This is a genomic window from Amycolatopsis aidingensis, from assembly GCF_018885265.1.
GTDB classification, from domain to species: domain Bacteria; phylum Actinomycetota; class Actinomycetes; order Mycobacteriales; family Pseudonocardiaceae; genus Amycolatopsis; species Amycolatopsis aidingensis.
Genome location: NZ_CP076538.1, coordinates 1,477,373 through 1,502,434, shown reverse-complemented (window position 1 = coordinate 1,502,434; position 25,062 = coordinate 1,477,373). Strand labels below are relative to the sequence as shown.

23 protein-coding genes and 1 tRNA gene are annotated in these 25,062 nt (G+C 71.2%); 10 read left to right on the top strand and 14 right to left on the bottom strand.

The genetic code is table 11. The features are described 5' to 3' along the window. Window positions 1–14: 14 nt before the first annotated feature. The 7 genes from KOI47_RS07250 to KOI47_RS07220 form a co-directional block, all read right to left on the bottom strand. Window positions 15–968, bottom strand: coding sequence for a Ppx/GppA phosphatase family protein (locus KOI47_RS07250; RefSeq protein ID WP_216215114.1), 954 nt, complete (start codon window positions 966–968; stop codon window positions 15–17). A 27-nt stretch (window positions 969–995) separates the two neighbouring features. Continuing rightward, window positions 996–2,144, bottom strand: a complete 1,149-nt coding sequence (locus KOI47_RS07245) for a lytic transglycosylase domain-containing protein (protein ID WP_232376593.1) — start codon at window positions 2,142–2,144, stop codon at window positions 996–998. A gap of 136 nt (window positions 2,145–2,280) precedes the next feature. After that, window positions 2,281–2,787: a DUF501 domain-containing protein gene (locus KOI47_RS07240; RefSeq protein ID WP_216215112.1), complete on the bottom strand. Its 507-nt coding sequence runs from the start codon at window positions 2,785–2,787 to the stop codon at window positions 2,281–2,283. Window positions 2,788–2,844: 57 nt separating this feature from the next. Next, window positions 2,845–3,363 carry an FtsB family cell division protein gene (locus tag KOI47_RS07235; protein WP_216215110.1) on the bottom strand — a complete coding sequence of 173 codons (519 nt, stop codon included), beginning with the start codon at window positions 3,361–3,363 and terminating at the stop codon, window positions 2,845–2,847. Between the two features lie 6 nt (window positions 3,364–3,369). After that, window positions 3,370–4,656 carry a phosphopyruvate hydratase gene (gene eno, locus KOI47_RS07230; RefSeq protein ID WP_216215108.1) on the bottom strand — a complete coding sequence of 429 codons (1,287 nt, stop codon included), beginning with the start codon at window positions 4,654–4,656 and terminating at the stop codon, window positions 3,370–3,372. A 100-nt stretch (window positions 4,657–4,756) separates the two neighbouring features. Beyond that, the gene (locus KOI47_RS07225; protein WP_408629924.1) at window positions 4,757–5,233 is read right to left on the bottom strand and encodes a VOC family protein; all 477 of its coding nucleotides are present in this window, start codon (window positions 5,231–5,233) and stop codon (window positions 4,757–4,759) included. A 43-nt stretch (window positions 5,234–5,276) separates the two neighbouring features. Next, window positions 5,277–6,164 (bottom strand): hypothetical protein, encoded by an 888-nt coding sequence (locus KOI47_RS07220; protein WP_216215106.1) that lies wholly within the window; start codon window positions 6,162–6,164, stop codon window positions 5,277–5,279. 147 nt (window positions 6,165–6,311) lie between these two features. Here KOI47_RS07220 and KOI47_RS07215 point away from each other — a divergent pair, with 147 nt between their 5' ends. Further along, window positions 6,312–6,722, top strand: a complete 411-nt coding sequence (locus KOI47_RS07215) for a tetratricopeptide repeat protein (RefSeq protein ID WP_216215103.1) — start codon at window positions 6,312–6,314, stop codon at window positions 6,720–6,722. Between the two features lie 107 nt (window positions 6,723–6,829). On the opposite strand, the gene KOI47_RS07210 is transcribed toward KOI47_RS07215, so the two are convergent. From KOI47_RS07210 to mfd, 4 genes are all read right to left on the bottom strand, one after another. After that, window positions 6,830–7,564, bottom strand: coding sequence for a lysozyme family protein (locus KOI47_RS07210; RefSeq protein WP_408629923.1), 735 nt, complete (start codon window positions 7,562–7,564; stop codon window positions 6,830–6,832). Window positions 7,565–7,669: 105 nt separating this feature from the next. Then, window positions 7,670–8,638, bottom strand: a complete 969-nt coding sequence (locus KOI47_RS07205) for a MazG family protein (RefSeq protein ID WP_216215100.1) — start codon at window positions 8,636–8,638, stop codon at window positions 7,670–7,672. Then, window positions 8,635–9,600 (bottom strand): hypothetical protein, encoded by a 966-nt coding sequence (locus tag KOI47_RS07200; protein ID WP_332461470.1) that lies wholly within the window; start codon window positions 9,598–9,600, stop codon window positions 8,635–8,637. The genes KOI47_RS07205 and KOI47_RS07200 overlap by 4 nt, the downstream gene beginning before the upstream one ends. A 63-nt stretch (window positions 9,601–9,663) precedes the next feature. Then, window positions 9,664–13,239 (bottom strand): transcription-repair coupling factor, encoded by a 3,576-nt coding sequence (gene mfd, locus KOI47_RS07195; protein WP_216217156.1) that lies wholly within the window; start codon window positions 13,237–13,239, stop codon window positions 9,664–9,666. A gap of 168 nt (window positions 13,240–13,407) precedes the next feature. On the opposite strand from mfd, the gene KOI47_RS07190 reads away from it, so the two are divergent. Continuing rightward, entirely contained in the window at window positions 13,408–14,613 is a 1,206-nt protein-coding gene (locus KOI47_RS07190) for a PQQ-dependent sugar dehydrogenase (protein ID WP_216215097.1), read from the top strand. 97 nt (window positions 14,614–14,710) lie between these two features. Here the strand turns inward: KOI47_RS07190 and KOI47_RS07185 are convergent, their stop codons facing one another. Then, on the bottom strand, window positions 14,711–15,442 hold the full coding sequence (locus tag KOI47_RS07185; RefSeq protein ID WP_216215095.1) for an SDR family NAD(P)-dependent oxidoreductase: 732 nt from the start codon (window positions 15,440–15,442) through the stop codon (window positions 14,711–14,713). Window positions 15,443–15,475: 33 nt separating this feature from the next. Here KOI47_RS07185 and KOI47_RS07180 point away from each other — a divergent pair, with 33 nt between their 5' ends. The 3 genes from KOI47_RS07180 (at window position 15,476) to KOI47_RS07170 (ending at window position 17,596) form a co-directional block, all read left to right on the top strand. Continuing rightward, complete coding sequence (locus tag KOI47_RS07180; protein WP_216215093.1) at window positions 15,476–16,027, top strand: MarR family winged helix-turn-helix transcriptional regulator; 552 nt, start codon at window positions 15,476–15,478, stop codon at window positions 16,025–16,027. Between the two features lie 74 nt (window positions 16,028–16,101). Beyond that, window positions 16,102–16,713: a protein disulfide oxidoreductase gene (locus tag KOI47_RS07175; RefSeq protein ID WP_216215091.1), complete on the top strand. Its 612-nt coding sequence runs from the start codon at window positions 16,102–16,104 to the stop codon at window positions 16,711–16,713. A gap of 7 nt (window positions 16,714–16,720) precedes the next feature. After that, window positions 16,721–17,596, top strand: a complete 876-nt coding sequence (locus KOI47_RS07170; RefSeq protein WP_216215089.1) for a cytochrome c biogenesis CcdA family protein — start codon at window positions 16,721–16,723, stop codon at window positions 17,594–17,596. Window positions 17,597–17,599: 3 nt separating this feature from the next. Here KOI47_RS07170 and KOI47_RS07165 read toward each other — a convergent pair whose 3' ends face one another. Together KOI47_RS07165 and KOI47_RS07160 are read right to left on the bottom strand one after the other, a co-directional pair. After that, window positions 17,600–18,193, bottom strand: coding sequence for a TetR/AcrR family transcriptional regulator (locus KOI47_RS07165; RefSeq protein ID WP_216217155.1), 594 nt, complete (start codon window positions 18,191–18,193; stop codon window positions 17,600–17,602). Window positions 18,194–18,291: 98 nt separating this feature from the next. Next, the gene (locus KOI47_RS07160) at window positions 18,292–19,257 is read right to left on the bottom strand and encodes an acyl-CoA desaturase (protein WP_216215087.1); all 966 of its coding nucleotides are present in this window, start codon (window positions 19,255–19,257) and stop codon (window positions 18,292–18,294) included. Window positions 19,258–19,505: 248 nt separating this feature from the next. Here KOI47_RS07160 and KOI47_RS07155 point away from each other — a divergent pair. The 5 genes from KOI47_RS07155 to KOI47_RS07135 all read left to right on the top strand — a co-directional run bounded on the left by KOI47_RS07155 (window position 19,506) and on the right by KOI47_RS07135 (window position 24,932). After that, window positions 19,506–19,577 (top strand) — tRNA-Gln (locus KOI47_RS07155). A 135-nt stretch (window positions 19,578–19,712) separates the two neighbouring features. Beyond that, window positions 19,713–21,467: a GGDEF domain-containing protein gene (locus KOI47_RS07150; RefSeq protein ID WP_216215084.1), complete on the top strand. Its 1,755-nt coding sequence runs from the start codon at window positions 19,713–19,715 to the stop codon at window positions 21,465–21,467. 51 nt (window positions 21,468–21,518) lie between these two features. Next, complete coding sequence (gene glmU / locus KOI47_RS07145; protein ID WP_216215082.1) at window positions 21,519–23,021, top strand: bifunctional UDP-N-acetylglucosamine diphosphorylase/glucosamine-1-phosphate N-acetyltransferase GlmU; 1,503 nt, start codon at window positions 21,519–21,521, stop codon at window positions 23,019–23,021. Continuing rightward, a complete protein-coding gene (locus KOI47_RS07140; protein ID WP_216215081.1) occupies window positions 23,018–23,998 on the top strand; it encodes a ribose-phosphate diphosphokinase in 981 nt (326 codons plus the stop codon). Before glmU ends, KOI47_RS07140 begins: the two co-directional genes overlap by 4 nt. 55 nt (window positions 23,999–24,053) lie before the next feature. After that, on the top strand, window positions 24,054–24,932 hold the full coding sequence (locus KOI47_RS07135) for a TIGR03621 family F420-dependent LLM class oxidoreductase (protein WP_216215078.1): 879 nt from the start codon (window positions 24,054–24,056) through the stop codon (window positions 24,930–24,932). Window positions 24,933–25,062: the final 130 nt, after the last annotated feature.

Here is a 25,062-nt window from a genome sequence, read left to right as displayed (position 1 = left end):
TAGGGGTGGCCGGTTCAGGCCAGGCTGAGCGCGATGCCGTCCAGGATGTCGTGCTCGCTGACCACCAGGTCGGCGGGCCCGCCGCGCTCGACGAGTTGCCCGGCGAGCACCTGCACGATCACCGCACCGCCGCCGATGACGTCTACCCGGCCGGGGTGGATCACCGGATTCGCGGCCCGGGTGTCGTGGTTCACGCCGAGTAGCTTCCCGGCGACCCCGTCGATGTCCGCACGGGACAGCCGGGAGAGGTGGGTGCGCTCGGAGTCGTACTCCGGTAGCTCCTGCGCCACCGCGGACAGGGTGGTGATGGTGCCCGCCACGCCGATCCAGGTGCTGGCCCGCGCCACATCCACCACGTCGTATGCCTTGGCAAGGATCTCGGCCGCCAGTTCCCTGGCCGCGGCGACCTCGGCCGCGGTCGGCGGGTCGGTGCGCAGCGCACGCTCGGTGATCCGCACGCAGCCGATGTCCACCGAACGGGCCGCGATGACCTCGGCCTGCCGCCCGTCCCAGGTCCCGAGCACCAGTTCGGTCGAGCCGCCGCCGACATCGACGACCAGGAACGGGCCGTCATCGGGGTCCTGCTCGCCGACCGCGCCGGTGAAGGACAGCCGCGCCTCCTCGTCACCGGTGATCACCTCGGCCTCGACGCCGAGCACCTCGCGGGTCATGGCGAAGAACTCGTCCCGGTTACTCGCGTCCCTGGTGGCCGAGGTCGCCACCATGCGTACCTGCTCGGCACCCTTGCGCCGGGCGGCCGCGGCGTAGTCGACCAGCGCCGCCCTGGTGCGCTCCAGTGCCTCCGGGGCCAGCCGCCCGGTCGCGTCCACCCCCTGGCCGAGCCGCACGATCCGCATCTCCCGATGCAGGTCACGCAGGTCGACGGTGCCGTCGTGCCGGATGGTCAGCTCGGCGACCAGCAGGCGGATGGAGTTGGTTCCACAGTCGATGGCGGCAACACGAGGCATGGCCAAAGGGTAACCACCGGCCATAGCTCAGTTCGTCGGCGTGCCGGTCACCTCGCCGGACGGGCCCTCCTCGGGATCGTCGTCCTCGTCCTCGCAGTCCGGGTTCCTGGTGGTCGAGGTCGTCGTCGTGGTGGACGAGGTGGTCGTGGTCGTCCCGCAGGTGGGCGGCTCCTGCCCGGACGAGGACGAGGACATCGACTCCGAGGAGTTCTCCCCTGGCAGCGAGTTGCCAGGACGGCTGGTCGGCGGGTTCGGGCCGCCGGTGGAGCCGGGCAGGCTCGGTGCCGGGGTAGGCGGCGGGGCCACGGCGTCGGGAGCCGGGCTCGTGGTGTTCACCTCGGGCGCGCCGACGGGGACGTCGCTGTCCGGGGTGGGCTGCACGCCCTGCCGGTAGGCCTCCGCCCACAGGATCACCGTGTTCACATACGTCTGCGAATTGTTGTACCGGAACACCGCCGCCCGCAACTCACCATCCACCGTCATATCCAACCCACCCGAACACAAATACCGCCCCGTCGCCACGGTCGCGTCGTAAATATTGTTCGGATCCGAAACCCCATCACCATTACCATCCGCCGCATACCCCCGCCACGTCGACGGAATGAACTGCGTCGGACCCACCGCCCGATCCCACACCACATCCCCGTCAAACCGCCCACCATCCGTGTCCGGAATCGCCGCCACCGGACCCACACCATTCAAAACCGGACCCAAAATCGGCTCCAGCGTATTCCCATCCGCATCCACATACCCACCACGAGCATGATTCGACTCGATCCGCCCGATACTCGCGATCAACGCCCAGTCGATCCGGCACCCCGGCTGCTCCGCCCCCAACATCTCCGCCGCGTTCCGATACGCCCGCAACGCCGACCCCGGAATCCCCAACGGGCCACTCGGCAGCTCGTAGGCAGGCAGGGTCTCCGGGTCGGGCTGCTCGGGCAGGCTGCCGTCCACCCCGACCCGGCTGATCCCCGGGTCGTAGCCGCCGACCAGGGCAAGGTTCGCGGTGTGCTCGGTGCTGGCGGTGTTCGCCCAGTTCGCGGTGCCGCCGCTGGCGGCGAAGGCGGGCAGCACGGCGAGGGTGCCGCCGAGCATGGCGGTGGCCGCCTTGTGCCGCACCGCGAATCTTCGGATCGCGCCCCCGACGCTCCCCGGTACCCGCTTCACCCGCACGTCCCACACTCCCCTGCCAACGACTGCGGTACACCTCGATGGTTGTTCAGCCCGTGTGAAAACTCTGTAGAACGACCCACCAGGGCCGAACTCGGGCGCCGTCCCCGACGAGGTATCCGTTTCCGCCGGTCGGGCGTTACCGCGCGCAGTCTCCCGCGGGCCACTCCGCGGCGAGCAGTTCGAGGGTTTCGTCGCCGAAGGGGTTCACGCCCCGCCCGCAGGCGAGGGTGTGCGCGAGATGCACGTGCAGGCACTTCACCCGGTTCGGCATGCCGCCCGCGGTGACCTGGTGCCCCAGCGGCTCGATCGCGTCCCGCTGGGCGAGGTAGGACTCGTGCGTCCGCCGGTAGGCCGCCGCCAGCCCGGGATCGGTACCGAGCCGCTCGGTCATCTCGCGCATGATCCCGGACGCTTCCAGCTTGCCCACCAGCGAGCACAGCCGGGGGCAGGTCAGGTAGTAGAGGGTCGGGAAGGGGGTGCCGTTCTCCAGCCGGGGATTCGTCTGGACCACCGCGGGGTGCCCGCTCGGGCATCGTGCGGCCACCGCGCGCAGGGCACGTGGCGGCCGGCCGAGCTGCTCCGCGATCACCGCCCGGTCGGCTTCGGACACCGGCTCAAGCTGGGGCAACTCGGTACTGCTCACCCGGGTGAGCTTAGGACCGGCCGCGCGGGAGCGCGCCAGCGGGATCACCGCAGGGACCTAACCGGAGACGCTGTCCCAGAGCCGCTCGTACCAGGTGCCCTTCGGGGTGGGCTGCTGCCCGCCGTCCGGCTGCTGCGCACGCTGCTCGTCCTCCGGCAGCTGCACCATGAACGGGGTCTCGCCGGGCATCACGAACCGCAGCCTGCGCCGGGCCTCGGCCTGGATCTCGGCCGGATCGGACAGCTCGGCCTTGCGTGCCTCGAGCCGGGCGACCTCCCGCTGCAGCTCCGCCATCCGCTGCTCCTGCACCGCGACCTCGGAACGCTGGGTCAGGTAGGTCCGCAACGGCACCGCGATGGTGAACGCCAGCGCGCACAGCACGATCGCCACCACCGCGGCCCGGCGGGTGTTGGAGAGACCGAGCACCTTGGCCGCGCCGGAGGCGCGCTTCGCGCTGAGCCCTCGGCGCAGCCGTGCCCTGCGCCCTTCGCGCCGCGCCCGCTCGGGGCGCCGGGAGGACGAGCCCTGGGCCCGTCCTCCCGTACTCCTGCGCCGTGGCCTGCCCCGTTCCGCCACGGTCGATCAGCTCTCCGGCGTGAATCTCGGGAAGGCGAGATCGCCGGCATAGCGGGCAGCGTCGGCGAGGGTCTCCTCGATCCGCAGCAGCTGGTTGTACTTGGCGACCCGCTCGCTGCGGGCGGGGGCGCCGGTCTTGATCTGCCCGACACCGGTGGCCACCGCGAGGTCGGCGATCGTGGTGTCCTCGGTCTCGCCGGAACGGTGGCTCATCATGCTCTTGTACCCGTAGGAGGTGGCCAGCGACACCGCGTCCAGGGTCTCGGACAGGGTGCCGATCTGGTTGACCTTCACCAGCAGCGCGTTGGCCGCGCGCCGGCTGATGCCCTCCTCCAGCCGGTCCGGGTTGGTGACGAACAGGTCGTCCCCAACCAGCTGGACCCGGTCGCCGAGCTCGGCGGTCATCCGCACCCAGCCGTCCCAGTCGTTCTCCCCGAGCGGGTCCTCGATGGAGACCAGCGGGTAGTCGTTGACCAGCTCGGTGTAGTAGCCGATCAGTTGCTCGGCGCTGCGCTTGTTGCCCTCGAAGGTGTAGGCGCCGTCGGCGTAGAACTCGGTGGCGGCCACGTCCAGGGCGAGCGCCACGTCCCGGCCCGGGGTGTAACCCGCCTTCTCGATCGCCACCAGGATGATGTCCAGCGCCTCCCGGTTGCTGGTGAGGCTCGGGGCGAAGCCGCCCTCATCGCCAAGCCCGGTGGCCAGGCCGCGGCCCTTCAGCACCGACTTCAGCGCGTGGTAGACCTCGGCGCCCCAGCGCAGCGCCTCGCGGAAGGACTCGGCGCCGATCGGCGCGATCATGAACTCCTGGATGTCCACATCCGTGTCGGCATGTGCCCCGCCGTTCAGGATGTTCAGCATCGGCACCGGCAGCACATGCGCGTTCGGCCCGCCGAGGTAACGGAACAGCTCGAGCTCGGCCGAGTCGGCAGCCGCCTTGGCGACCGCGAGCGACACGCCGAGGATGGCGTTCGCGCCGAGCCGCGACTTGTCCGGGGTGCCGTCAAGGTCGACCAGCTTCTGGTCCACGATGCGCTGGTCCACGGCATCGACCCCGGTCAGGTCCGGCCCGATCTCGTCGAGCACGGCCGCGACCGCGCGTTCGACGCCCTTACCGCCGTACCGGGAGCTGTCGCCGTCGCGCAACTCGACGGCTTCGTGCTCCCCGGTCGAGGCCCCCGAGGGGACCGCGGCCCGCGCCAGCGTCCCGTCGTCGAGTGCGACCTCCACCTCGACAGTCGGGTTGCCGCGCGAGTCCAGAATCTCGCGGGCGCCTACCTGCTCGATGACCGCCACGCCTTAACTCCTCACCCGGTTGTGCCAGCGACGTCGGCACCCAGCGTAGCGGCAGGCCGAGATCACCCGTTGGAGGCTCGCAGGTAGCACGCGGAGGAACTCAATCCGCGCGTACCTCCCGCCAGCCGGAGGGCAGTTCGACGGTGTCCGAGACATGCTGCCAGAAGGTCCAGCTGTTCCCGCCGATGTCCTGCACGGTGAACAGCCGCGCGCCGTAGGGCTGGTCCTGCGGCTGGGACACCTCGACGTGGTCCCCGAGCGCGGCGCTGACCCTGGCGTGCTGCGCGTCCACATCGTCCACGTACACGACGTTGAGCTGGCCCACCGGGCCGTCCACGCCCTTGGCCTCCCAGTACTCGGGACCGACCGAGGTCAGCTGGATCTCCGCGCCGCCCGCGGTCACGGTGGCCTGGAACACCGCCCCCGCGGCGTCCTCGTAGCGCACCTTCTCGGTGAACCCGAACACCCGCACCAGCCATTCCAGCGCCTCGGTGGCGTCGGTGTAGTACAGATACGGCGCGAGGCCGAGATATCGCGGAGTGTTGTCCTGGTCGTCGCTCATGGCGGATAAGTCCATCATGCCGATGATCGGCAGCCGCAACTCCCCGGCCGGTGCCGGGTCAGGCACAGCCCTTGTCCTCGGGCAGCGGTCGTGCCGGGTCGAAGAACTCCCGCGCCGTGAGCTCGGTCGAACCCGGCGTGGAAGCGGGCTCGCCGAGCGCGGGCGCGAGCAGGCCCTCGACCGCGGGGGCACAGGCCACGGCGAACCTGCTGCCCCGGCCGCTGCCGAGCATGATCCCGCGGTCCTCTGGGAACCACCGCTCCCCCTCGTACAGCAAGAAATCCAGTTCCCAGCGAACCCCGGCGACCAGGTCCAGCTGGTCGCGCACCCGCGCGGGGTCGTCGATGTCGAAGGCGTAGGCGAAGGTGTAGTCGGTCTTGATCGTCAGCGAGCCCTCGCGGTCCCCCGGTCGCACGGACATCCGGCCGCGCACCTTGGGCTCGGCCTCCGCGAGCCGGAACCCCGGCGCGATCCGGGTGGCGTAGGTGTCGTCCCACGCGGTTGTGGTGAGCATGCCCCGGACCTCCGTTTGCTGGCTCTCGGCGAGCAGGGAGACCAGCGGGTCGACGTCCCCGCCCTCGATCAGGCTGCGGTCCAGCCTGGCCGCGACCAGGATCTCGCGTACCCGCGCCAGCGCCGCCCGGACCTGTTCGGCGTCGAAGTCACCGACCGCGCGGGCCGGCGGTGGCACGATGCCGTCCGCACCATCCGCCCAGTCCCGCACGGGGGTGCCGGCGAACGGCTCGGCGAGGTCGACGGCCTGGGTCAGCCGCCTCGTGTCCTGGTCCGCCCGCGGAGTGTCCGGCTGGGCGCGCATCAGGTGCGCGGAGAGCACCGTTCCGGCGAGGAGCAGCACCAGCAGCAGGGCCGTCCGCCAGCCAGCCGCACCGCGCCGCACCTGCTCCGGCCGCCCGGTTTCGGGCCGCCCCGGTGAATCTGTGTGCACGAGCCACCCCCCGTGAACGCCGCTACCGACTGTTGATCGACATGGCCTGCCCGGCCGTTAACCGGATGGCGGAGAAACCCGCAAAGGCCCGCCGTGCGCCGGAAAAGGTCGAGATTCGGCAATGTGCGGGGTACCGTCGAGAGCACCATGGTTGACCAGGAACCAGCAGCCGACCCGGATGGTGACTCGCGAGACTCCCCGTTCCATGCGTTTCGCCGGGCCGAGGAACTGGTGCGGCGCAAGCCCCTGGAGGCGTTGCGGGCGCTGGCGCCGGTACTGCACGCCGAACCGGACAAGCCGAGCGTGCAGTTGCTCGCCGGCCGCGCGTACTTCCACTCGGCTCAGCTGCGGCGTGCGGAGACCGCGCTGACCCGGACGATCGAGCTGGACCCCGCCGACCACTACGCCCGGTTCATGCTGGGCAGGACCCTGCAACGGCTCGGCAGGCTGGTGGAGGCGCTGGGGCAGATACGGATGGCATGGGCCATGTACCCGCTGCCGGAGTATCAGGACGCCGTGGGCGAGATCAGCGCCCGGATCGCGCTGCGCGACAGCTGAGCAGCGCACCACCCCTCGAATGCCCTGAACGGCATGTTCGCGACGCTCACCGTCGCGAACGGCACTATTGGGACGTTGAACGTCCGGAAAGCCACGTTCAGGGGTTCCTAGCGGAGGGGGAGGGTGGCCGCGGCGTAGGCATCGGCGCCGCTGAACACGTCCTGGGCGTAGGAGACGGAACGGTTGTAGGTCAGCACCGCGTCCCACCAGCCGTTCGGATCGGCCAGGTCCCGCCCATCGGCACACAGGTAGCGGGCCGCGGTCACCGCGGCGTCGTCGATGTTCTGCGGGTTGGGCTGCCTGCTGTCCCTGGTGGCCCGCACGCCCCACTCCCGCCAGGTCTCCGGGAGGAACTGCAAGGGGCCGACGGCCCGGTCCCAGGTCTGGTCGCCGTCCAGCTCCCCCTCGTCGGTGTCCGGCACCTCCCGGACCCCGGGTGAGCCGTCCAGTGGGACTCCGACGATCGGCTGGGTGGCCCGGCCGTCCGTGCCGATCCGCGCGCCGCCGAAGTTGCCGTGCCGGGACTCCACCCTGCCGATCCCGGCCAGGGTTCCCCAGGAAAGGTTGCACTCGGGCCGCTCGTTGCGCATCCACATCTCGGCCCGCCCGTAGGCCGCGAGCACCCTGGCCGGCACCCTGGTGGCCTCGGCGACCCTGGCTGCCCAGGCGTCCAGCTCCTCCTGGTCGGATTCCTGTGGCCGGTCCTCCGGGGCGGCCAGCGCGGCCTGGGGCGCGGCCGCCCGCGGCTCGGGCCGCTGCTCCGGCACGGTCAATGGCCGCTCGTCCCCTGCCCCGTCGCGGTGCACGCCAATGGTGAGGATCAGCGTGATCGCGGTGCCGATCAGCGCCAGGGTGAGCACGATCCGGCCCAGGTAGCGGCGCGGCGGGCGGGCGGCGGGCTCGGTCACCGCCGGCCCGGGCTGAGCGGGTTCGGCCACTCGTTCAGGTTACGTGCCGGGCGGACCCGGCCAGTAGCGGCGCCAGCCGTCCGCGTCCAGGGTCGCCGGGTCCCGGCCGTCCGCGCGGGCGGCCCGCTCGGCCGACCGGACCCGGCGCGCGAACTCCTTGGCCACCGCCCGCAGCTCGCCCTCGGGGTCGATTCCGGCCCTGCGGGCCGCCGCGGCCAGCCGGAACAGCTTCGCGCCCTCGTCCGATCCCGCGGGGAGCAGGTCGAACGGCAGCTCGGCCCGGCCGGTGCGCTGCCCCAGCTTCCCCGCCAGCGCCGCCGCGGGCTGCCCGAAGGCCACGCCGTCCATAATGGACTCCCGGCGCTTCTCGTCCTGCTTCAGTTCCTCCCAGCGGGTCTGCTGGTGCTCGGCGGAGTGCACCACCTCGGCCCCGGCGAACACATGCGGATGCCTGCCGACCAGCTTGTCCACCAGCACGCTGGCGACGTCCTCGATACCGAAGGGATCGGCAGGATGCTCGGCGGCCACCCTGGCGTGGAAGAGCACCTGCAACAGCACGTCACCGAGCTCCTCGCGCATCGCGGTGCGGTCGCCGTCCTCGATCGAGTCGAGCAGCTCGTAGGTCTCCTCGACCAGGTACTGCCGCAGCGACTCGTGGGTCTGCACCGCGTCCCAGGGGCATCCGCCCGGCGAGCGCAGCCGGTCCATCACCTCCGCGGCCCGCACCAGCCAGGGTGCGGGGGCGGCGACCACCGTGGCCCCGGCCGCGATCAGCGCCGCGGCCCCCGGCTCCTCGGCCGTGGCCGCGACCAGCGCGACGGCACGCTGCCGCACCAGCTCGGCGGGGGCGGGCGCGGGCTTGGCGTCCAGGGCCGCCGCGGTGGCCTCCGGCAGGTCGGGGGCGGCGTACACCGCGTCGGCGGCGCGCAGTGCGGGCCAGGCGGCCGCGGGCAGCACGCCGGGCATGGCCGCGGGCGCGAGCACCACGGTGGGGTGCGGCAGGGTCATGGCTGCACGTTAATACGCGCCTCGAACTGGTAACCGGTCAGCTCCTCGGCGCGGGAAACGATGGTCATGGCGGCCGAATCCCACACGCCGTACCGGGGGTTGACCTTGATCCCGAGCTCGTCGGCGATCGGTTGCAGCAGCCGCACCCCGACCGAGTACAGCAGCTGCGGGTTGGACGGCTGCTGCGCCTGCGCGGCCGCGCCACCGGAGGCCGACCCGGAGGTGTCCCGGTCCCGGATCAGGGCCACCAGCCAGCCACCCTGCTGCCTGCTGGGCTGGATCACCAGCACCGTGCCCTCCCTGGCGCCGAACACCGCGCTGGTCGCCAGCTCCGGGCTGCTCTGTACGGCCTCGGCCAGTACGAACCGCCGGTCGAGCACCTGCCTGCCTTCAGCACGCAGCAACTGCTCGGCGCCCCGCGGATCGGCGGCCAGCTTGCGGCCGAGCGCCCGCGCCTTGTCCTCGGCGGTGGATCCCGGCGCCTCCTCGGTGATCGTGGTGCCGATCAGGTCCACCGAAAGGCGCTGCAGGTACTTCTGCCCGAGCTGCTGCAGCATCAGCTGGTCGGTGGCCACCTGGTGCACCCTGCTCGGCTCGATCTGCACGGCCTTGGCCGCCGCATCCAGGCCCCCGCTGCTCTCGATCAGCTCGGTGGCCTCGCTCGCGTCGACCCGCAGGCCCTCCCGCTGCGCGGCCACCTCCAGCAGCTCGTGCACGATCCGGCCCTGCACGATCTTGCGGGACTCGTTGCCGAACTTGCGCTGCTGCTTCGCCTGCTGCGCGGCGGGCACGTTGTCCAGCAGCCACTGGATCTCGTGCTGCACCTCGCCGAGCGGGACGGAACTGTCCCCGACGATTGCGGCGGAGTCGACCTGGCTCGGACCGGACCCGCACCCGGTGAGCAGCAGTGCCGACGCGGCAAGAACGGAAAACAAAGCCCGTGGGCGGCCGATGATCCTCATCACAACGCGTACCTTCTCACAGTTCGACCTGGCGAGGGCAACACCGTACCGGCGGGAAACCGGTCACGATCTCACCGCGGCCGGTTGCTTGGTCAGCGAGGTCAGCAGCTGGGTGCACCACTCCAGCAGGGCCTCGTCGCGCAGCGGGGGCGCACCGATCCGGCCACCGGCAGGCCCCTCGGTCGGCTTGGGCACCGACACCGTGCTGGTCACCGACTTGTAGACGGCCTTGGGGTACAGCCGCTTCAGCCGCACCAGCTGCGACTCCGCCAGCGCCAGCGGGGTGATCCGGATGTTGTTGCCCTGCAAGGTCACCTCGGTAACCCCCGCCGCCCGGCAGGCATGCCGGAACCGCGCCACCGCGAGCAGCCTGCCCACCGGGGCCGGCGGCTGGCCGTAGCGGTCGACCAGCTCGGCACGTACCTCCTCGAGGCCCGCGCCGTCCGGGGCGGCGGCGATCTTGCGATACGCCTCCAGCCGCAACCGCTCCCCCGGCACGTAGTCGTGCGGGATGTGCGCGTCGATCGGCAGGTCGACCCGGACCTCGGTGGGGGTGCTCTCCTCCTCGCCGGAGCCTGCCCCCGCGTCCTTGCGGAAGGCGTCCACCGCTTCGCCGACCAGCCGCACGTACAGGTCGAAGCCGACCCCCGCGATATGCCCCGACTGCTCGGCGCCGAGGATGTTGCCCGCGCCCCGGATCTCCAGGTCCTTCATGGCCACCGCCATGCCCGCGCCGAGCTCGGTGTTCTGCGCGATGGTCGCCAGCCGGTCGTGCGCGGTCTCGGTCAGCGGGGACTCCGGCGGGTACAGGAAGTAGGCGTACCCGCGCTCCCTGCCCCTGCCGACCCGGCCGCGCAGCTGGTGCAGCTGGGCGAGGCCGAGCATGTCGCCACGCTCCACGATCAGGGTGTTGGCGTTGGAGATGTCCAGCCCGGTCTCCACGATCGTGGTGCACACCAGCACGTCGTACTCGCGTTCCCAGAACCCGGCGATGATCTGTTCGAGCTTGTGCTCGTTCATCTGTCCGTGCGCGGTGACGATCCTGGCCTCCGGCACCAGCTCGCGCAGCCTGCGCGCGGCCTTCTCGATCGAGGACACCCGGTTGTGCACGTAGAACACCTGGCCGTCACGCAGCAGCTCACGCCGGATGGCCGCGCCGACCTGCTTGTCGTCGTAGGCGCCGACATAGGTCAGGATCGGGTGCCTGTCCTCCGGCGGGGTCAGGATGGTGGACATCTCCCTGATCCCGGCAAGGCTCATCTCCAGCGTCCGCGGGATCGGGGTCGCCGACATGGTCAGCACATCCACATGCGTGCGCAGCGCCTTGATGTGCTCCTTGTGCTCGACGCCGAACCGCTGCTCCTCGTCCACGATGATCAGCCCGAGGTCCTTGTACCGGATCCCGGTCTGCAACAGCCGGTGCGTGCCGATCACGATGTCCACCTCGCCATCGGCCAGGGCGGCGGTGGTCTGCTCAGCCTCGTGCGGGTCGGTGAACCGGGAGAAACCCTTGATGGTCACCGGGAAGGCCTGCATCCGCTCGGTGAAGGTGTTCAGGTGCTGCTGGGCGAGCAGGGTGGTCGGCACCAGCACCACCACCTGCTTGCCGTCCTGCACGGCCTTGAACGCGGCACGCACCGCGATCTCGGTCTTGCCGTAGCCGACGTCCCCGCAGATCACCCTGTCCATCGGCACGCTGCGCGCCATATCGTCCTTGACCTCGTCGATCGCGGCGAGCTGGTCGCCGGTCTCCACGAACGGGAAGGCGTCCTCCAGCTCGGCCTGCCACGGGGTGTCCGCCCCGAAGGCGTGCCCTGGCGCGGCCTGCCGCGCGGCGTACAGCTGGACCAGCTCGGCGGCGATCTCCTTGACCGCCTTGCGCGCCTTGGCCTTGGTGTTCTTCCAGTCCGAGCCGCCGAGCTTGTTCAGCGTCGGCAGCTCGCCGCCGACGTAGCGGGACACCTCGTCCAGCTGGTCGGTGGGCACGAACAGCCGGTCGCCGGGGTGACCGCGCTTGGACGAGGCGTACTCCAGCACCAGGTACTCCCTGGTGGCCCCGCCCACGGTGCGCTGCATCATCTCCACGAACCGGCCGATGCCGTGCTGGTCGTGCACGACATAGTCGCCGGCCTTGAGCGCCAGCGGGTCCACCGCGTTACGCCGCCGGGAGGGCATCTTGGTGTTCATGTCCCGTGTGGACGGTCCGGTGCTGGAGCCGCGGCCGGTGAGGTCGGCCTCGGCGAGCACCACCAGTGCCCGCTCCGGGGCCACGAACCCCCCGGCTAGCCCGCCGCGGGTCACCGTCACCACCCCGGGTTTCGGCGGCTCGGCCAGCCCTTCGGCCGCCAGTGCCGCGGGCACCTCGGCCGCGGACAGCTGCTCCACCGCCCGCGCCGCGGTCCCCGCGCCGGCCACCACCAGCACGGCGGTCCCCCCGGACGCGGTATGCGCGCGCAGCTCGCTCGCGGCCCGCTCGAACTCCCCGCGGTAACCGGGCGCGGCCTCGATCGCCACCCGGTAGACCCCGGCGCTCTCGCTGGTCAGCTGGGACAACGTCCACCAGGCCCGGCCCGCCTCGGTGGCGTGCCGCTGCACCACGGCGAGGTCGCGGTAGGCCGAGGCGCCGAGGTCGATCGGGGCCTTGCCGCCCTCGGCGGCCACCGACCAGGAGGCCTCCAGGAACTCCTGCCCGGTGCGGACCAGGTCGTGCGCACGGGTGCGGATCTTCTCCGGATCGGCCAGCAGCACATGCGTGCCGGCCGGCATGGCGTCGGTGAGCAGTTCCAGCTCGCCCTCGCACAGCACCGGGATCAGCGCTTCCATGCCCTCGCAGGGGATCCCGTCGGCCAGCTTCGCCAGCATCTCGGCTAGGTGTGCATCGGCGGCGTAGGTCTCGGCGAGCCCGCGCGCCACGCTTTTCACCCTGCCAGTGAGCAGCAGTTCCCGGCATGGCGGGGCGGTGATGGCCTCGACCTCGGCCGCCTCCCCCGGCAGGGACCGCTGGTCGGAGACCGCGAACATGCGGATCTCGCTGACCTCGTCGCCCCAGAACTCCACCCGGTGCGGATGCTCGGCGGTGGGCCCGAAGATGTCCAGGATGCCGCCGCGCACGGCGAACTCCCCGCGCTTCTCCACCATGTCCACCCGGGTGTAGGCCAGTTCGATCAGCCGCTCGAGCACCTGCTCGAACTCCTGCTCATGGCCCACCCGCAGCTCGACGGGGGCGAGCGAGCCGAGCCCGGGGGCCATCGGCTGGATCAGGCTGCGCACGGTGGCGACCACCACCCGCAGGCCGTCCCGGTCCGGCTGGTTCAGCCGGTGCAACACCTCCAGCCGCCTGCCGACCGTGTCGGCCCGCGGGGAGAGCCGCTCATGCGGCAAGGTCTCCCAGGATGGGAAGGCGGCCACGGTGCCGGGGCCGAGCAGGTCGGTCAGCGCGGCGGTCAGCTCGTCGGCCTCCCGCCCGGTGGCGGTGACCGCCAGCACCGGCCGGTTCGCGCCCTCGGCCGAGGCGAGCGCGGCCGCGACCAGCTGCCTGCTGGCGTTCGTACCCTCCAGGTCGAGTATCGGCGCGCCCGCGCGGCTCACCACCCCTTGCAGGGCGGGGTCGGGCAGGACGGCGGACAGCAGTCCGGACAAGCAACCTTCGGTCACCGGAAGATCCCCTCACAAACCAGGCGACACCCTCGCCGGGACCAGCGGGGCGAGGGGCTGTACCCAGGGTACGTCCGGCGACCCGCGGGGTGCGGAGCGGATCATGCTCGCCTTCATACGGCGAACCGACACCGGCGGGGGCATCCTGGGGGCATGCGTGCGCGACTCGCCGGAACCGCCGTTCTGCTCGCCATGGCCGGCCTCGCGGCGGCCTGCACCGAGACACCGACCGAGGCGGGCGAGGGTGCCGGGCAGGCCCCGCCGACCCCGCGCTCCGGGGAGCTGTTCACCGTGCAGGAGGTCACCGACGGCCTGGAACACGGCTGGGATATCGGTTTCCTGCCCAGCGGGAAGGTACTGGTCACCCAGCGGCCCGCCCGGCTGGCGCTGGTCTCCGGCACCGCGCCGGGGTCCACGGTGACCGAGGTGGACGCCGATCTCTCCGATGTGCACGTGCGTGGGGAGGGCGGTCTGCTGGGCATGGTGGTGCATCCCGACTTCGCCGAGTCCCGCCGGTTCACCACCTGCCAGACCTACGAGGAGAACGGGCGTGCGGTGGACGTCCGGCTGGTCACCTGGACGCTGGCGCCGGACGGGAGCAGCGCGAGCAGGGTGGGCGACCTGCTCACCGGGCTGCCGGTGAACCAGAGCGGGCGGCACTCCGGCTGCCGCCCGACCATCGCCGCGGACGGGGCGCTGCTGGTCGGCACCGGGGACACCGCGGAGGACCCGAGCATCCCGCAGGACCTCGGCAGCCTCGGCGGCAAGGTGCTGCGCATCGACCTGGACACCGGGGAGCCGCTGCCGGGCAACCCCTTCGCCGGCGCGCAGGACCCGGCCCAGCGACGGGTCTACACCTACGGGCACCGCAACGTGCAGGGTGTCGCGGTGCACCCGGAGACCGGCGCGGTCTACACCTCCGAGCACGGCCCCACCGCACACGACGAGCTCAACCGGCTGCGGCCCGGCGGCAACTACGGCTGGGACCCCTCGCAGGGTGGCACCGTCGAGGACTACGACGAGGACGTGCCGATGACCGACCTGGACCGGTTCCCCGATGCCGTACCGGAGCTGTGGACCTCGGGGGACGTGACCCAGGCGCCGTGCGGGGCCGCCTTCCTCACCGGGCCGCAGTGGGGCGAGCTGGAGAACCGGCTGGCCGTGGTGGCACTGCGCGGGCAGAAGATGCTGCTGTTCCGGCTGGACGAGGCGGGCGAGGTCGCCGAGGTGACCCTGCCCCCGGAGTTCGGCGACACCTACGGCAGGCTGCGCGCCGTCCGCAGTGGACCGGACGGAGCGCTGTACGTCACCACCTCCAACGGCACCAACGACAAGCTGCTGCGGGTCACCCCGGCCTGAGCCCAAAGATGCTGAACGTGGCGTTCGAGACATCAGACGTCTCAATAGTGCCGTTCGCAACGCTGAACGTCCGGAAAGCCACGTTCAGGGCGCTGCCTCAGTGGCCGAGGTAGGCGCCGCCGTTGACGTGCAGCACCTGGCCGGTGACGTGGCCGGCGCCAGGGCTTGCCAGGAACTCCACGGTGGCGGCCACGTCGGCCGGGATGCCGGCCCGCTTGGTGAAGGTGTCCTCGACCAGCCGTGCCCGGCGCTGCGGGCTCAGCAGGCCGCCGAAGAACTCGGTCTCCTCGACCAGGCCGGGGGCCACCACGTTCGCGGTGATCCCGTGCGGGCCGAGACCGGCCGCCAGTTCGGCGTTCCACGCCTCCACCGCGGCCTTGGCCGCGCCATAGGAACCGGCTCCGGTGCGGGCGGCGATGGAACCGATGGTGACCACGCGCCCGCCCTCGCCGAGCCGGGGACGCACGGCGGTGGTCATCAGCACGGCACTGAGCAGGTTGGCGTCCAGATTGGACCGCCAGGCCGCGGCGATCCCGGCGAGATCGTCCCCGGCCGGGGCATCCGTACCGATATCGGTATTTCCGCCCGCATTGTTCACCAGCACGTCGATCCGGTCCGGCAATTCTCCGAGGGCCGCCCGTACGGCATCGGGATCGGCGGCGTCGAATGCGACATAACGGGTCCCCAGCAAAGTGGCGGACTCACGTAACACCGCCTCCCTGCGACCGGTAATGGTGACGTGGTCCCCGGACTTGGCGAACAGCGCGGCTACCGCGTAGCCGATCCCCGTTCCACCGCCGGTTACCAGAACTTGCCTGGGGTGCTCCATGAGAATAAGTCCTTTAGTGTTAAAGTTTCTACCATGAACGACACTAGGGGCGGCGCGAACAGCCCGTCAAGCGACGCGGTGGACGAGATCCAGCTGGCCTGGCTGCGCGAGCGCCCCGGCACGCCGGTGTCCTCGATCGGTGTGATCACCAGGATCTGGCAGATCAGCAAGCTGCTGGAGGAGGACCGGCGGGAGACGATGCTCCGGCTCGGGATGGATTCGGCGACCAGGGATCTGCTCAGCGCCCTGCGCCGGGCCGGGGAGCCGTACCGGCTGACCGCGAGCGAGCTGGCGCACCGCATGCTGGTGACCGCGGGGGCGGTGTCCCAGCGGGTGGCCCGCGCGGAGAAGGCCGGGCTGGTCCGCAGGGTGCGGTCCACCGAGGACCGCAGGGGCGTGTTCATCGAGCTCACCGCGGAAGGGCACGCCACCATCGAGCGGACCGTGGACCTGTTGCTGCGGCACGAGGACGAGTTGCTCGCCGAGCTGTCCGCGCAGGACCGGGATCAGCTCGCCGACCTGCTGCGCGCGCTGCTGCGTTCGCTGCGCAGGCGGGCCGGGCTGCCGGATGTCACAGGTCCGTAATGCCGCCGATCGCCCCATCGGCCCGCCGACTGCTCCAGGATGGCCGAATGGGACAGCAGAACTGGAGGTACCCGATGCTTCGCGCGCGCAAGGCCGGTGCGGTGGCCGTCTCCTCGCTCGCCGCCACGGTCCTGCTCGGCTGCGGCGCGGACCAGGCCGCCCAGCAGGACCCGGGCGCCGCCGAGACGTCGGCAACGTCGAACACTTCGGCCGCACCGGGCAGTACGACCGGCTCCGCACCGAGCGCGGAGGGCACGACCGAGCCCGCGGTCACCGTGCCGGAGCAGCTGAAGTTCACCAGCACCACACTGGAGGGGACCGAGTTCTCCGGGGAGAGCCTGGCAGGCAAGCCCGCGGTGCTGTGGTTCTGGGCGCCCTGGTGCCCGAAATGCCGTGCGGAGGCCCCGACCGTGGCGAAGACCGCGAGCGCCAACGCGGGTGAGGTCACCTTCCTCGGCGTCGCCGCGCAGGACTCGGTGGACAAGATGAAGGAGTTCGTCGGCAAGTACGGGCTGGGCGGCTTCACGCACCTGCAGGACACCGGGGCGGAGGTGTGGGGACGGTTCGAGGTCACGTACCAGCCCGCCTACGCCTTCATCGGTGCGGACGGCAGCGTCGAGGTGGTCAAGAACCAGCTGTCGGAGTCCGAGCTGACCGAGCGGGTCGGCCGGCTCGCCGGCGCGTGACCCGCCGATGAATCTGGACACGCTCGGCTTCGCCCTCGCGGCGGGCATGGTGGCGACGGTGAACCCGTGCGGGTTCGCCATGCTGCCCGCCTACCTGACGCTGGTGGTCGCCGGGGACGGCACCGAGGACGGCGCGGCGGATGCCGGCAGGCAGGCCCGCACCGCCGCGATCGGCAGGGCACTCGCCGCGACCGCGACCATGGCGGTCGGCTTCCTGGTCGTGTTCGGCGCCTTCGGCCTGGTGGTCGCGCCGCTGGCCAGCTCGGTGCAGCAGTACCTGCCGGCGGTGACCGTGGTGATCGGCCTCGCGCTGGTGGCGCTTGGTGGCTGGATGCTGGCAGGCAAGGAGATCACCCTGCTGCTGCCGAAACCGGGCAAGGGGGCGCCGACCGCGCGGCTGGGCTCCATGCTCGGCTACGGCTTCGCGTACGCGATCGCCTCGCTGTCCTGCACGATCGGGCCGTTCCTCGCGGTGACCGCATCGACCTTCCGCACCGGTTCGGTGACCGAGGGGGTCACCGCCTACCTCGCCTACGGGCTTGGCATGACCCTGGTCGTCGGAGTGCTCGCCGTGGCCGTCGCGCTGGCCAGGTCGGCGGTGGCCACCGGGGCACGCCGGATCCTGCCCTACGTGAACCGGATCGGCGGCGGCCTGCTGGTGCTGGCCGGGCTGTACGTGGGTTACTACGGGGTGCACGAGCTGCGCCTGTTCCACGGGGGTGGTTCCGCCGAGGACCCCATCGTGGACGCGGCGGGCGAGATCCAGTCGGTGCTGGCCTCCTGGGTGGACACGATCGGCGCGATCCCGCTGCTGCTCGCCCTCGCCGCCCTGGTCACCCTGGGTATCACCCTCGGCCGCACCCGCCGCAAGTCCCGCCGTTGACCGTCACTGAACGTGCAGGCGGGGCTTGTGCTCCAGGTGGGAGAGGCCGTTCCAGGCGAGGTTGACCAGGTGCGCGGCGACCTCGTCCCGCTTGGGCTTGCGCGCGTCCAGCCACCACTGGCCGGTCAGCGCGACCATGCCGACCAGCGCCTGCGCATACAGGGCGGCCAGCTTGTCGTCGTAGCCACGGGCGGCGAACTGCTTGCCGAGGATGTGCTCCACCTGCCCGGCGATGTCGTTGAGCAGGGTGGAGAAGGTGCCGGTCGAGCTGGCCACCGGGGAATCGCGCACCAGGATGCGGAAGCCGTCGTGGGACTCCTCGACGTAGGACAGCAGCGCCACCGCCGCCTGCTCGAGCATCGCCCGCGGATGGCCACCGTGCAGGGTGGACACCATCCGGTCCAGCAGCAGCTGGGTCTCCCGGTCGACGACGACCGCGTAGATCCCCTCCTTGCCGCCGAAGTGCTCGTACACCACGGGCTTGGAGACGTTCGCCCGGTGCGCGATCTCCTCGACCGAGGCCCCGTCGAAGCCCTTCTCGGCGAACAGCTCCCTGGCCACGTTGAGCAACTGCTGCCTGCGTTCGGTCCCGCTCATCCGGACCCTGGTCACCGGGGTCGCCGGGCGCACCCCGGTGGCCGCGTCGCGTTTCGCTCGCCGTCTCGCCGCCACCCGCAAAGGGTAGCGGCCGGTGTCTAGGCGGACGGGGTGGACAGCCTGGCCAGCCGCTGCGCGGTCGGCCAGCGGACGTTGTAGGCCCAGCCGAACTTCTCGAACAGCCAGATGAGCCGCGCCGAGATGTCGATCTGGCCACGCCGCACCCCGTGCCGGGCCGAGGTGGGGTCGGCGTGATGCAGGTTGTGCCAGGACTCACCGAAGGAGAAGATCGCCAGCGGCCAGAAGTTCGCCGAGCGGTCGCGGGCGGTGAACGGGCGTTCGCCGATCATGTGGCAGATCGAGTTCACCGACCAGGTGACGTGGTGCAGCACGCAGACCCGGACCAGGCCGGCCCAGAAGAACGCGGTCACCCCGCCCCATACCGACCAGGTGAGCAGCGCGCCGAACACCCCGGGCAGTACCAGGCTGAGCGCCGTCCACAGCCAGAACAGCCGGTCGACCCGGTTCAGTGCGGGGTCCTTGACCAGGTCGGGCGCGAACCGCTGCACATTGCTGGTGTCCCGTTCGAACAGCCAGCCCATATGCGCGTGCCAGAAGCCCTTGGCGATCGCGACCGGGCCGGTGCCGAACAGCCAGGGCGAGTGCGGGTCGCCTTCCCGGTCGGAGAAGGCGTGGTGCCGCCGGTGGTCGGCCACCCAGGTGATCAGCGGACCCTGGACGGCCATACTGCCCGCGATCGCCATCAGCACCCGCAGCCAGCGCTTGGCCTTGAACGAGCCGTGCGTGAAGTGCCGGTGGAAGGCCACCGTGATCCCCAGCCCGGAGAAGCAGTAGAACGCCACGAAGATGCCGACGTCGACCCAGGTCAGCCCCCATCCCCAGGCGAAGGGGACGGCCGCGGCGAGGGCCAGCAGCGGCACGAGCACCCCGAGGTACACGGTCACGTGCACGGGCATCGAGCGGCGGCCGCTGAGTATCGGCTTCTTACCGCCACCGGATGGCTGCTCCCCAGTGTTGGCGGAACGGTCGAGCGTGGCCGTCATGCGCGTCACTTCTTTCCCTGAGTATCAAGCAAGGGTCACCTTACCTACGTTTCCGTAAGTTACGGTACAGGAGGTTTCCCGGATCGGGGTAGAGTCGAAACGTGGCCAGGCGCCCCGGTCACCCTCGCGGCCGGGGTGTCATCGTGCCCGTTCGGGCAGGTCAGCGGCTGTGGCCAGGGGATGTCCGGCACGCCAACCGGCCACCGTGCTCGGCACGGATCCGGTGTGACTATCCTGACCAGGCGCGATCCGCCGTAGTGTAATTGGCAGCACTTCAGATTTTGGTTCTGACAGTTCAGGTTCGAATCCTGGCGGCGGAGCGGTTCCTTCGGCAACGACGGTGAAGTACTGGCACGAGGGGGTGCAGGCGGCTGCACGACGAGGCCCCGAACGCAGGGGAAGCCGACTCGCGGGACACGGAGCCACGCGATACCCACCGCCCGGCGTTGGGCGACATGTCCGATGCCTGGCTGCTCGGTCGTGCCCGCGAACTGATCGCCGCCGTCCAGCGCAGCGACCGGGGCGAGCAGCTGTCGGTGATCGCCACCCTGGACGAGATGCTGGAGGAGGCCCAGCGCCGTGGCGAGCCGGTGCTCGTCGCGCAGCTGCTGCGCGCCGCCGCGCTCGCCAGGCTGGTCACCAAGGGCCTCGCGACCGAGGCCGAGCCCCGGCTGGACGAGATGCTCGCGCACACCCGCAGGCACGGGCTGGCGCTGCTGCGCTCGGACGCGCACGCCCTGCGCGGCAGGCTGCTGGTGCTGGCCGGGCAGGAGGACGCCGCACTCACCGAGATCGCACGGGCACTGGCCATCCTGGACGACGCCGCCACCCCGGACCTGCAACTGGGCCGCAGGGCATGGGACCGGCTGCTGTCCTCTGCACTGATCGACTGCTGGATCGTGCTCAACCAGCTCGGCGTGTACGAGGCGGCCGAGGAGGTGATCTCCCGCGCGCACCAGGCGATCCGGGACAGCGCGGGCCCGCACGAGATCACCCTGCAACTGATCAACCGGATCAAGATGCTACTCGGCTGGGGGCTGCGGCTGGAGCGCGTCGGGCGCTACGACGAGGCGGGTGAGAAGTTCCGCACGGCCGCCTCGATGGCCATCGCGGTGGAGGCGCCGTTCGCCGAGTCGCTGTTCCCCCGCCGGGCCGGGATCGCCGCCGTCGACCAGGTCGGGGTGCTGGCTGCCGCGCTGGCGCTGGCCGCACCGAGCGCCGCGCATATCGACCGGCTGCGGGAGCTGCTGAGCACGGACGGCTGGCCGCACGAGCATGTGATCGTGACCATCGCGCTGGCCCGCTGCCTGGACAACGACGGCCGCCGCGCGGAAGCGGTGGATACCCTGCACACCACCCGGCATATGCACGCCGAGGACAACTCGCAGCCCTCGATGCGGCTCAACCTGATGCGCGAGCTGGCCCGGCTCGGCGAGACCGAGCCGGGGCAGGCCGGGCAGCCTGCCGATGGCGGGGGAACCGGGGAGGCCGAGGGCCGGATCGAGGTGGCAGGCAAGCCGGGCGGCCTGCTCGCCGACTACGCTGGCGCGCTGGAGGCCGAGCTGTGGTCGCTGCGCGAGTCGCAGATCGCCACCCTGAACACGCGCCGCGAGCACGAGCGGCTCTCCGCCGAACACGGCGCGATCACCCAGCAGGCCCTGCAGGACCCGCTGACCGGCCTGCCCAACCGGCGGGCACTGGACGAGCGGCTGCGCACCCTCGCGGGCACGGCCACCTCCCAGCCGCTCGCCGTGGCACTGGTCGACCTGGACGGCTTCAAGGACGTGAACGACCGGCATTCCCATGCCGAGGGCGATGACGTGCTGCGGGTGGTGGCCAGCACGCTCCGGGATGCGCTGCGCGGGGACGACCTGGTGGCCCGGTACGGCGGGGACGAGTTCATCGCCCTGCTGCCGGGTGCGCCGGTCTCTGCCGCCAAGCAGGCACTGGGCCGGGCGGTCAGTGCCGTTGCCGCGCTGCCGCACCATCTTTCACACGGAGTCACGCTTTCCGTCGGCCTGGTCTCGCTGCGCCCGCAGGAACGCGCCGAGCAGGTCCTCTCCCGGGCCGACGCGGCCATGTACCAGGCAAAGCGCCGCGGTGGTAACCAGGTGGCCTCGGCCACCCTCGGCGCGGGCGAGGACGAGGGCGAACCGCCTGAGTACGAAGCCGAGACCGACCCGACGTGGGGCTTGGAAGACCACACGTAGGATCGTGCCCCGGTACGAGTTCCCACCCCTGTTTCGATCTTGAGGAGTGCCGTGACCGGCCCGTTGAGCACGTTGATCCTCGCCGCCGGTGAGGGCACCCGGATGCGTTCCGCCACCCCGAAGGTGCTGCACCCGATCGCGGGGCGGTCGCTGGTCGAGCACGCCGTGCGCGCCGCGGCCGGGCTGAGCCCCGAGCACCTGCTGGTGGTGGTCGGGCACGGGCGCGAGGCGGTCACCGAGCAGCTGGACCAGGTGGGCAAGGCGCTCGGACGGCCGGTGTCCACCGCGGTGCAGGAAAGCCAGCGCGGCACCGGGCACGCGGTGTCCTGCGCGCTCGCCGAACTGCCCGCCGACCTCACCGGAACCGTGCTGGTCAGCTACGGGGACACCCCGCTGCTGGACACCGCAACGCTCACCGAACTGCTTGCCGAGCACCGGGACAGCGGCAACGCGGTCACCGTGCTCACCGCGGTGGTCGCGGAACCCTCCGGCTACGGGCGGATCGTCCGGGACGCCACCGGTGCGGTGACCGGGATCGTGGAGCACAAGGACGCGACCCAGGAGCAGCTGAGCATCACCGAGATCAACTCCGGGGTGTACGCCTTCGACGCCGCGGTGCTCGCCGACGCGCTCTCCCGGCTCTCCACCGACAACGCGCAGGGTGAGCTGTACCTGACCGACGTGCTCGGGATCGCCCGTGACGACGGCAGGAAGGCGGGCGCGCTGGTGGTGGACGACCCGTGGCTGACCGAGGGGGTGAACGACCGGGTCCAGCTGGCCACGGTCGGCGCCGAGCTGAACCGGCGGCTCGTGCGGCACTGGCAGCGCGCCGGGGTCACCGTGGTCGACCCCGCGACCACCTGGCTGGACGCCGGGGTGACCCTGGCCCGCGACGTCACCATCGCACCGGGGGTGCAGCTGCACGGCGGCACGACCGTCGGCGAGGGCGCCACCATCGGCCCGGACACCACGCTCACCGATGTCACGGTCGGTGCGGGGGCCAGCGTGGTCCGCACCCACGGGTCCGGGGCAGTGCTGGGAGCGGGCTGCTCGGTCGGGCCGTTCGCCTATCTGCGGCCGGGCACCCGGCTCGGGGACGAAGGGAAGATCGGCACCTTCGTGGAGACGAAGAAGGCCGATATCGGCAAGGGCACCAAGGTGCCGCACCTGACCTACGTCGGGGACGCGACCATCGGCGAGTACAGCAACATCGGCGCTTCCAGCGTCTTCGTCAACTACGACGGGGAGCGCAAGCAGCACACCACGATCGGTTCGCATGTCCGAACCGGATCGGACAACATGTTCGTAGCGCCGGTCACCGTCGGTGATGGTGCCTACAGCGGGGCAGGGACGGTGGTGCGGCGGAACGTGCCGCCGGGAGCGCTGGCAGTCTCAGGGGGTCCGCAGCGCAATATCGAGGGCTGGGTCGCGCGGCGCAGGCCGGGCAGCTCAGCGGCGGAGGCTGCCGAGGCCGCCCTCGCCGCACAGCAGGAAGATCAGCACAACCAGGGGCACCTGGAGAACGCAGCAGACGACGGGGAGTCGCAACAATGAGCCCAAAGTCCGGTACACCGAAGAAAAACCTGATGCTGTTCTCCGGGCGAGCGCACCCCGAGCTGGCCGACGAGGTGGCCAAGCACCTCGGCGTCACGGTCACCCCGCAGACCGCGCACAACTTCGCCAATGGCGAGATCTTCGTGCGGTACCAGGAGTCCGTGCGCGGTTCCGATGCGTTCGTGATCCAGAGCCACTGCACCCCGATCAACGAGTGGGTGATGGAACAGCTGATCATGGTGGACGCGCTCAAGCGCGGTAGCGCCAAGCGGATCACCGTGATCATGCCGTTCTACCCGTACGCGCGGCAGGACAAGAAGCACAAGGGCCGCGAGCCCATCTCGGCGCGGCTGGTCGCCGACCTGTTCAAGACCGCTGGCGCGGACCGGATCCTCACCGTGGACCTGCACACCGCGCAGATCCAGGGCTTCTTCGACGGCCCGGTGGACCACCTGCTCGCGCAGACGGTGCTGGCCGACCACATCACCGCGACCTACGGCAAGGCCGACATCACGGTCGTCTCCCCGGACTCCGGCCGGGTGCGGCTGGCCGAGAAGTGGGCACAGCAGCTCGGCGACCGGCCGATCGCGTTCATCCACAAGACCCGCGACCCCGAGCAGCCGAACCAGGCCGTGGCCAACCGGGTGGTCGGCCACGTGCAGGGCAGGCTGTGCGTGCTGATCGACGACATGATCGACACCGGCGGCACGATCGTGAAGGCCACCGAGGCCCTGCTCGACGCCGGCGCCTCGGACGTGGTGATCGCCTCCACGCACGGGATCCTCTCCGACCCGGCCACCGAGCGGCTGGCCAACTGCAAGGCCCGCGAGGTGATCGTCACCAACACGCTGCCGATCCCGGAGGAGAAGCGGTTCCCGAAGATGACCGTGCTGTCCATCGCGCCACTGCTGGCCCGCGCGATCCAGGAGGTCTTCGAGGACGGCTCCGTCACCAGCCTCTTCGACGGCAGCGCCTGACTGCCGTGAGCGAACGGGGCGGCGGGGGCTGCGGGCCGCGGGTAGGTTCGCCGGCATGCGACGGTTTCGGTTCGGGGTAAGCCTGCGCACGATCGGCAGCCCCGCGGAGTGGTACGCGAAATGCCTCCGGGCGGAGGAGCTCGGCTACGACGTCGTCGCCGTATCCGATCACCTCGGCCCCGGCAGGCCCGCCCCGTTTCCGGCGTTCGCCGCCGCGGCCGCGGTGACCGAACGAGTCCGGTTCGTGCCGTTCGTACTGAATGTGCCGTTCTACAACCCGACGCTGCTGGCCAGGGAGGTCCGCACCACGGCGGAACTCACCGGCGGGCGGCTCGATCTGGGTGTCGGCGCCGGGCACATGAAATCGGAGTTCGAGGACGCGGGCCTGCCATGGTGGCCTGCCGCCGAGCGCATCGACTTCCTCGAACGAGCACTGGCGGAGCTGCGGAGCCGGTTCGCCGAGGAGGACGCCCCCGCTCCCCCGCTGCTGATCGCGGGCAACAGCGACGGGATGCTCAGCCTGGCCGCCCGGCACGCCACGATCGCCGGATTCAGCGGACTGCGCCAGGTGCCCGGCCACCCACCCGGCACCTTCCGGCTGGCCACCGCGGCGGAGCTGGCCGAGCGCGTGGCCTTCTTGCACGAGCAGGCAGGCGAGCGTGTGGCGGAGATCGAGCCGAACCTGCTGGTCCAGCACGTGCTGCGGACCGAGGACCCGCGAGCGGGCCTGGAAAGCTGGGCGGCGCAGATCCCGCAGCTGGGCCTCGGCCCGGAGGAACTGCTCGCCGCGCCCCAGCTGCTGGCCGGCGAGCCTGCCAGGATGGCCGACCTGCTGCGGGAACGCCGGGAGCGCTACGGCTTCAGCTACCTGACCGTGTTCGAACCGGCGATGGAGGACTTCGCCTCGGTCATCCGCGAACTGGCCGGCGAGTAAGGCCCCTGTGGGGACGGCAAAAAGCCTGCTCTAGACTGTGCAGGTTGTCTCGGCGAGGCGGGCTCCCCCGGTGCCCGACGTGATCGACGCGGCGGCTCGAGTTGCCACGCGCTGCGCACGTCGTGCCTGC

Excerpts from the sequence above, each read along its gene's own strand:
- KOI47_RS07190 (WP_216215097.1), top strand. The coding sequence starts at position 13,408 with ATGCGTGCGCGACTCGCCGGAACCGCCGTTCTGCTCGCCATGGCCGGC.
- KOI47_RS07170 (WP_216215089.1), top strand. The coding sequence starts at position 16,721 with ATGAATCTGGACACGCTCGGCTTCGCCCTCGCGGCGGGCATGGTGGCG.
- KOI47_RS07185 (WP_216215095.1), bottom strand. The coding sequence starts at position 15,442 with ATGGAGCACCCCAGGCAAGTTCTGGTAACCGGCGGTGGAACGGGGATC.
- KOI47_RS07225 (WP_408629924.1), bottom strand. The coding sequence starts at position 5,233 with ATGGACTTATCCGCCATGAGCGACGACCAGGACAACACTCCGCGATAT.
- KOI47_RS07205 (WP_216215100.1), bottom strand. The coding sequence starts at position 8,638 with ATGACCCTGCCGCACCCCACCGTGGTGCTCGCGCCCGCGGCCATGCCC.
- KOI47_RS07135 (WP_216215078.1), top strand. The coding sequence starts at position 24,054 with ATGCGACGGTTTCGGTTCGGGGTAAGCCTGCGCACGATCGGCAGCCCC.
- KOI47_RS07180 (WP_216215093.1), top strand. The coding sequence starts at position 15,476 with ATGAACGACACTAGGGGCGGCGCGAACAGCCCGTCAAGCGACGCGGTG.
- KOI47_RS07160 (WP_216215087.1), bottom strand. The coding sequence starts at position 19,257 with ATGACGGCCACGCTCGACCGTTCCGCCAACACTGGGGAGCAGCCATCC.
- KOI47_RS07150 (WP_216215084.1), top strand. The coding sequence starts at position 19,713 with ATGTCCGATGCCTGGCTGCTCGGTCGTGCCCGCGAACTGATCGCCGCC.
- KOI47_RS07140 (WP_216215081.1), top strand. The coding sequence starts at position 23,018 with ATGAGCCCAAAGTCCGGTACACCGAAGAAAAACCTGATGCTGTTCTCC.
- KOI47_RS07175 (WP_216215091.1), top strand. The coding sequence starts at position 16,102 with ATGCTTCGCGCGCGCAAGGCCGGTGCGGTGGCCGTCTCCTCGCTCGCC.
- KOI47_RS07215 (WP_216215103.1), top strand. The coding sequence starts at position 6,312 with ATGGTTGACCAGGAACCAGCAGCCGACCCGGATGGTGACTCGCGAGAC.
- KOI47_RS07250 (WP_216215114.1), bottom strand. The coding sequence starts at position 968 with ATGCCTCGTGTTGCCGCCATCGACTGTGGAACCAACTCCATCCGCCTG.
- KOI47_RS07165 (WP_216217155.1), bottom strand. The coding sequence starts at position 18,193 with ATGAGCGGGACCGAACGCAGGCAGCAGTTGCTCAACGTGGCCAGGGAG.
- KOI47_RS07200 (WP_332461470.1), bottom strand. The coding sequence starts at position 9,600 with ATGAGGATCATCGGCCGCCCACGGGCTTTGTTTTCCGTTCTTGCCGCG.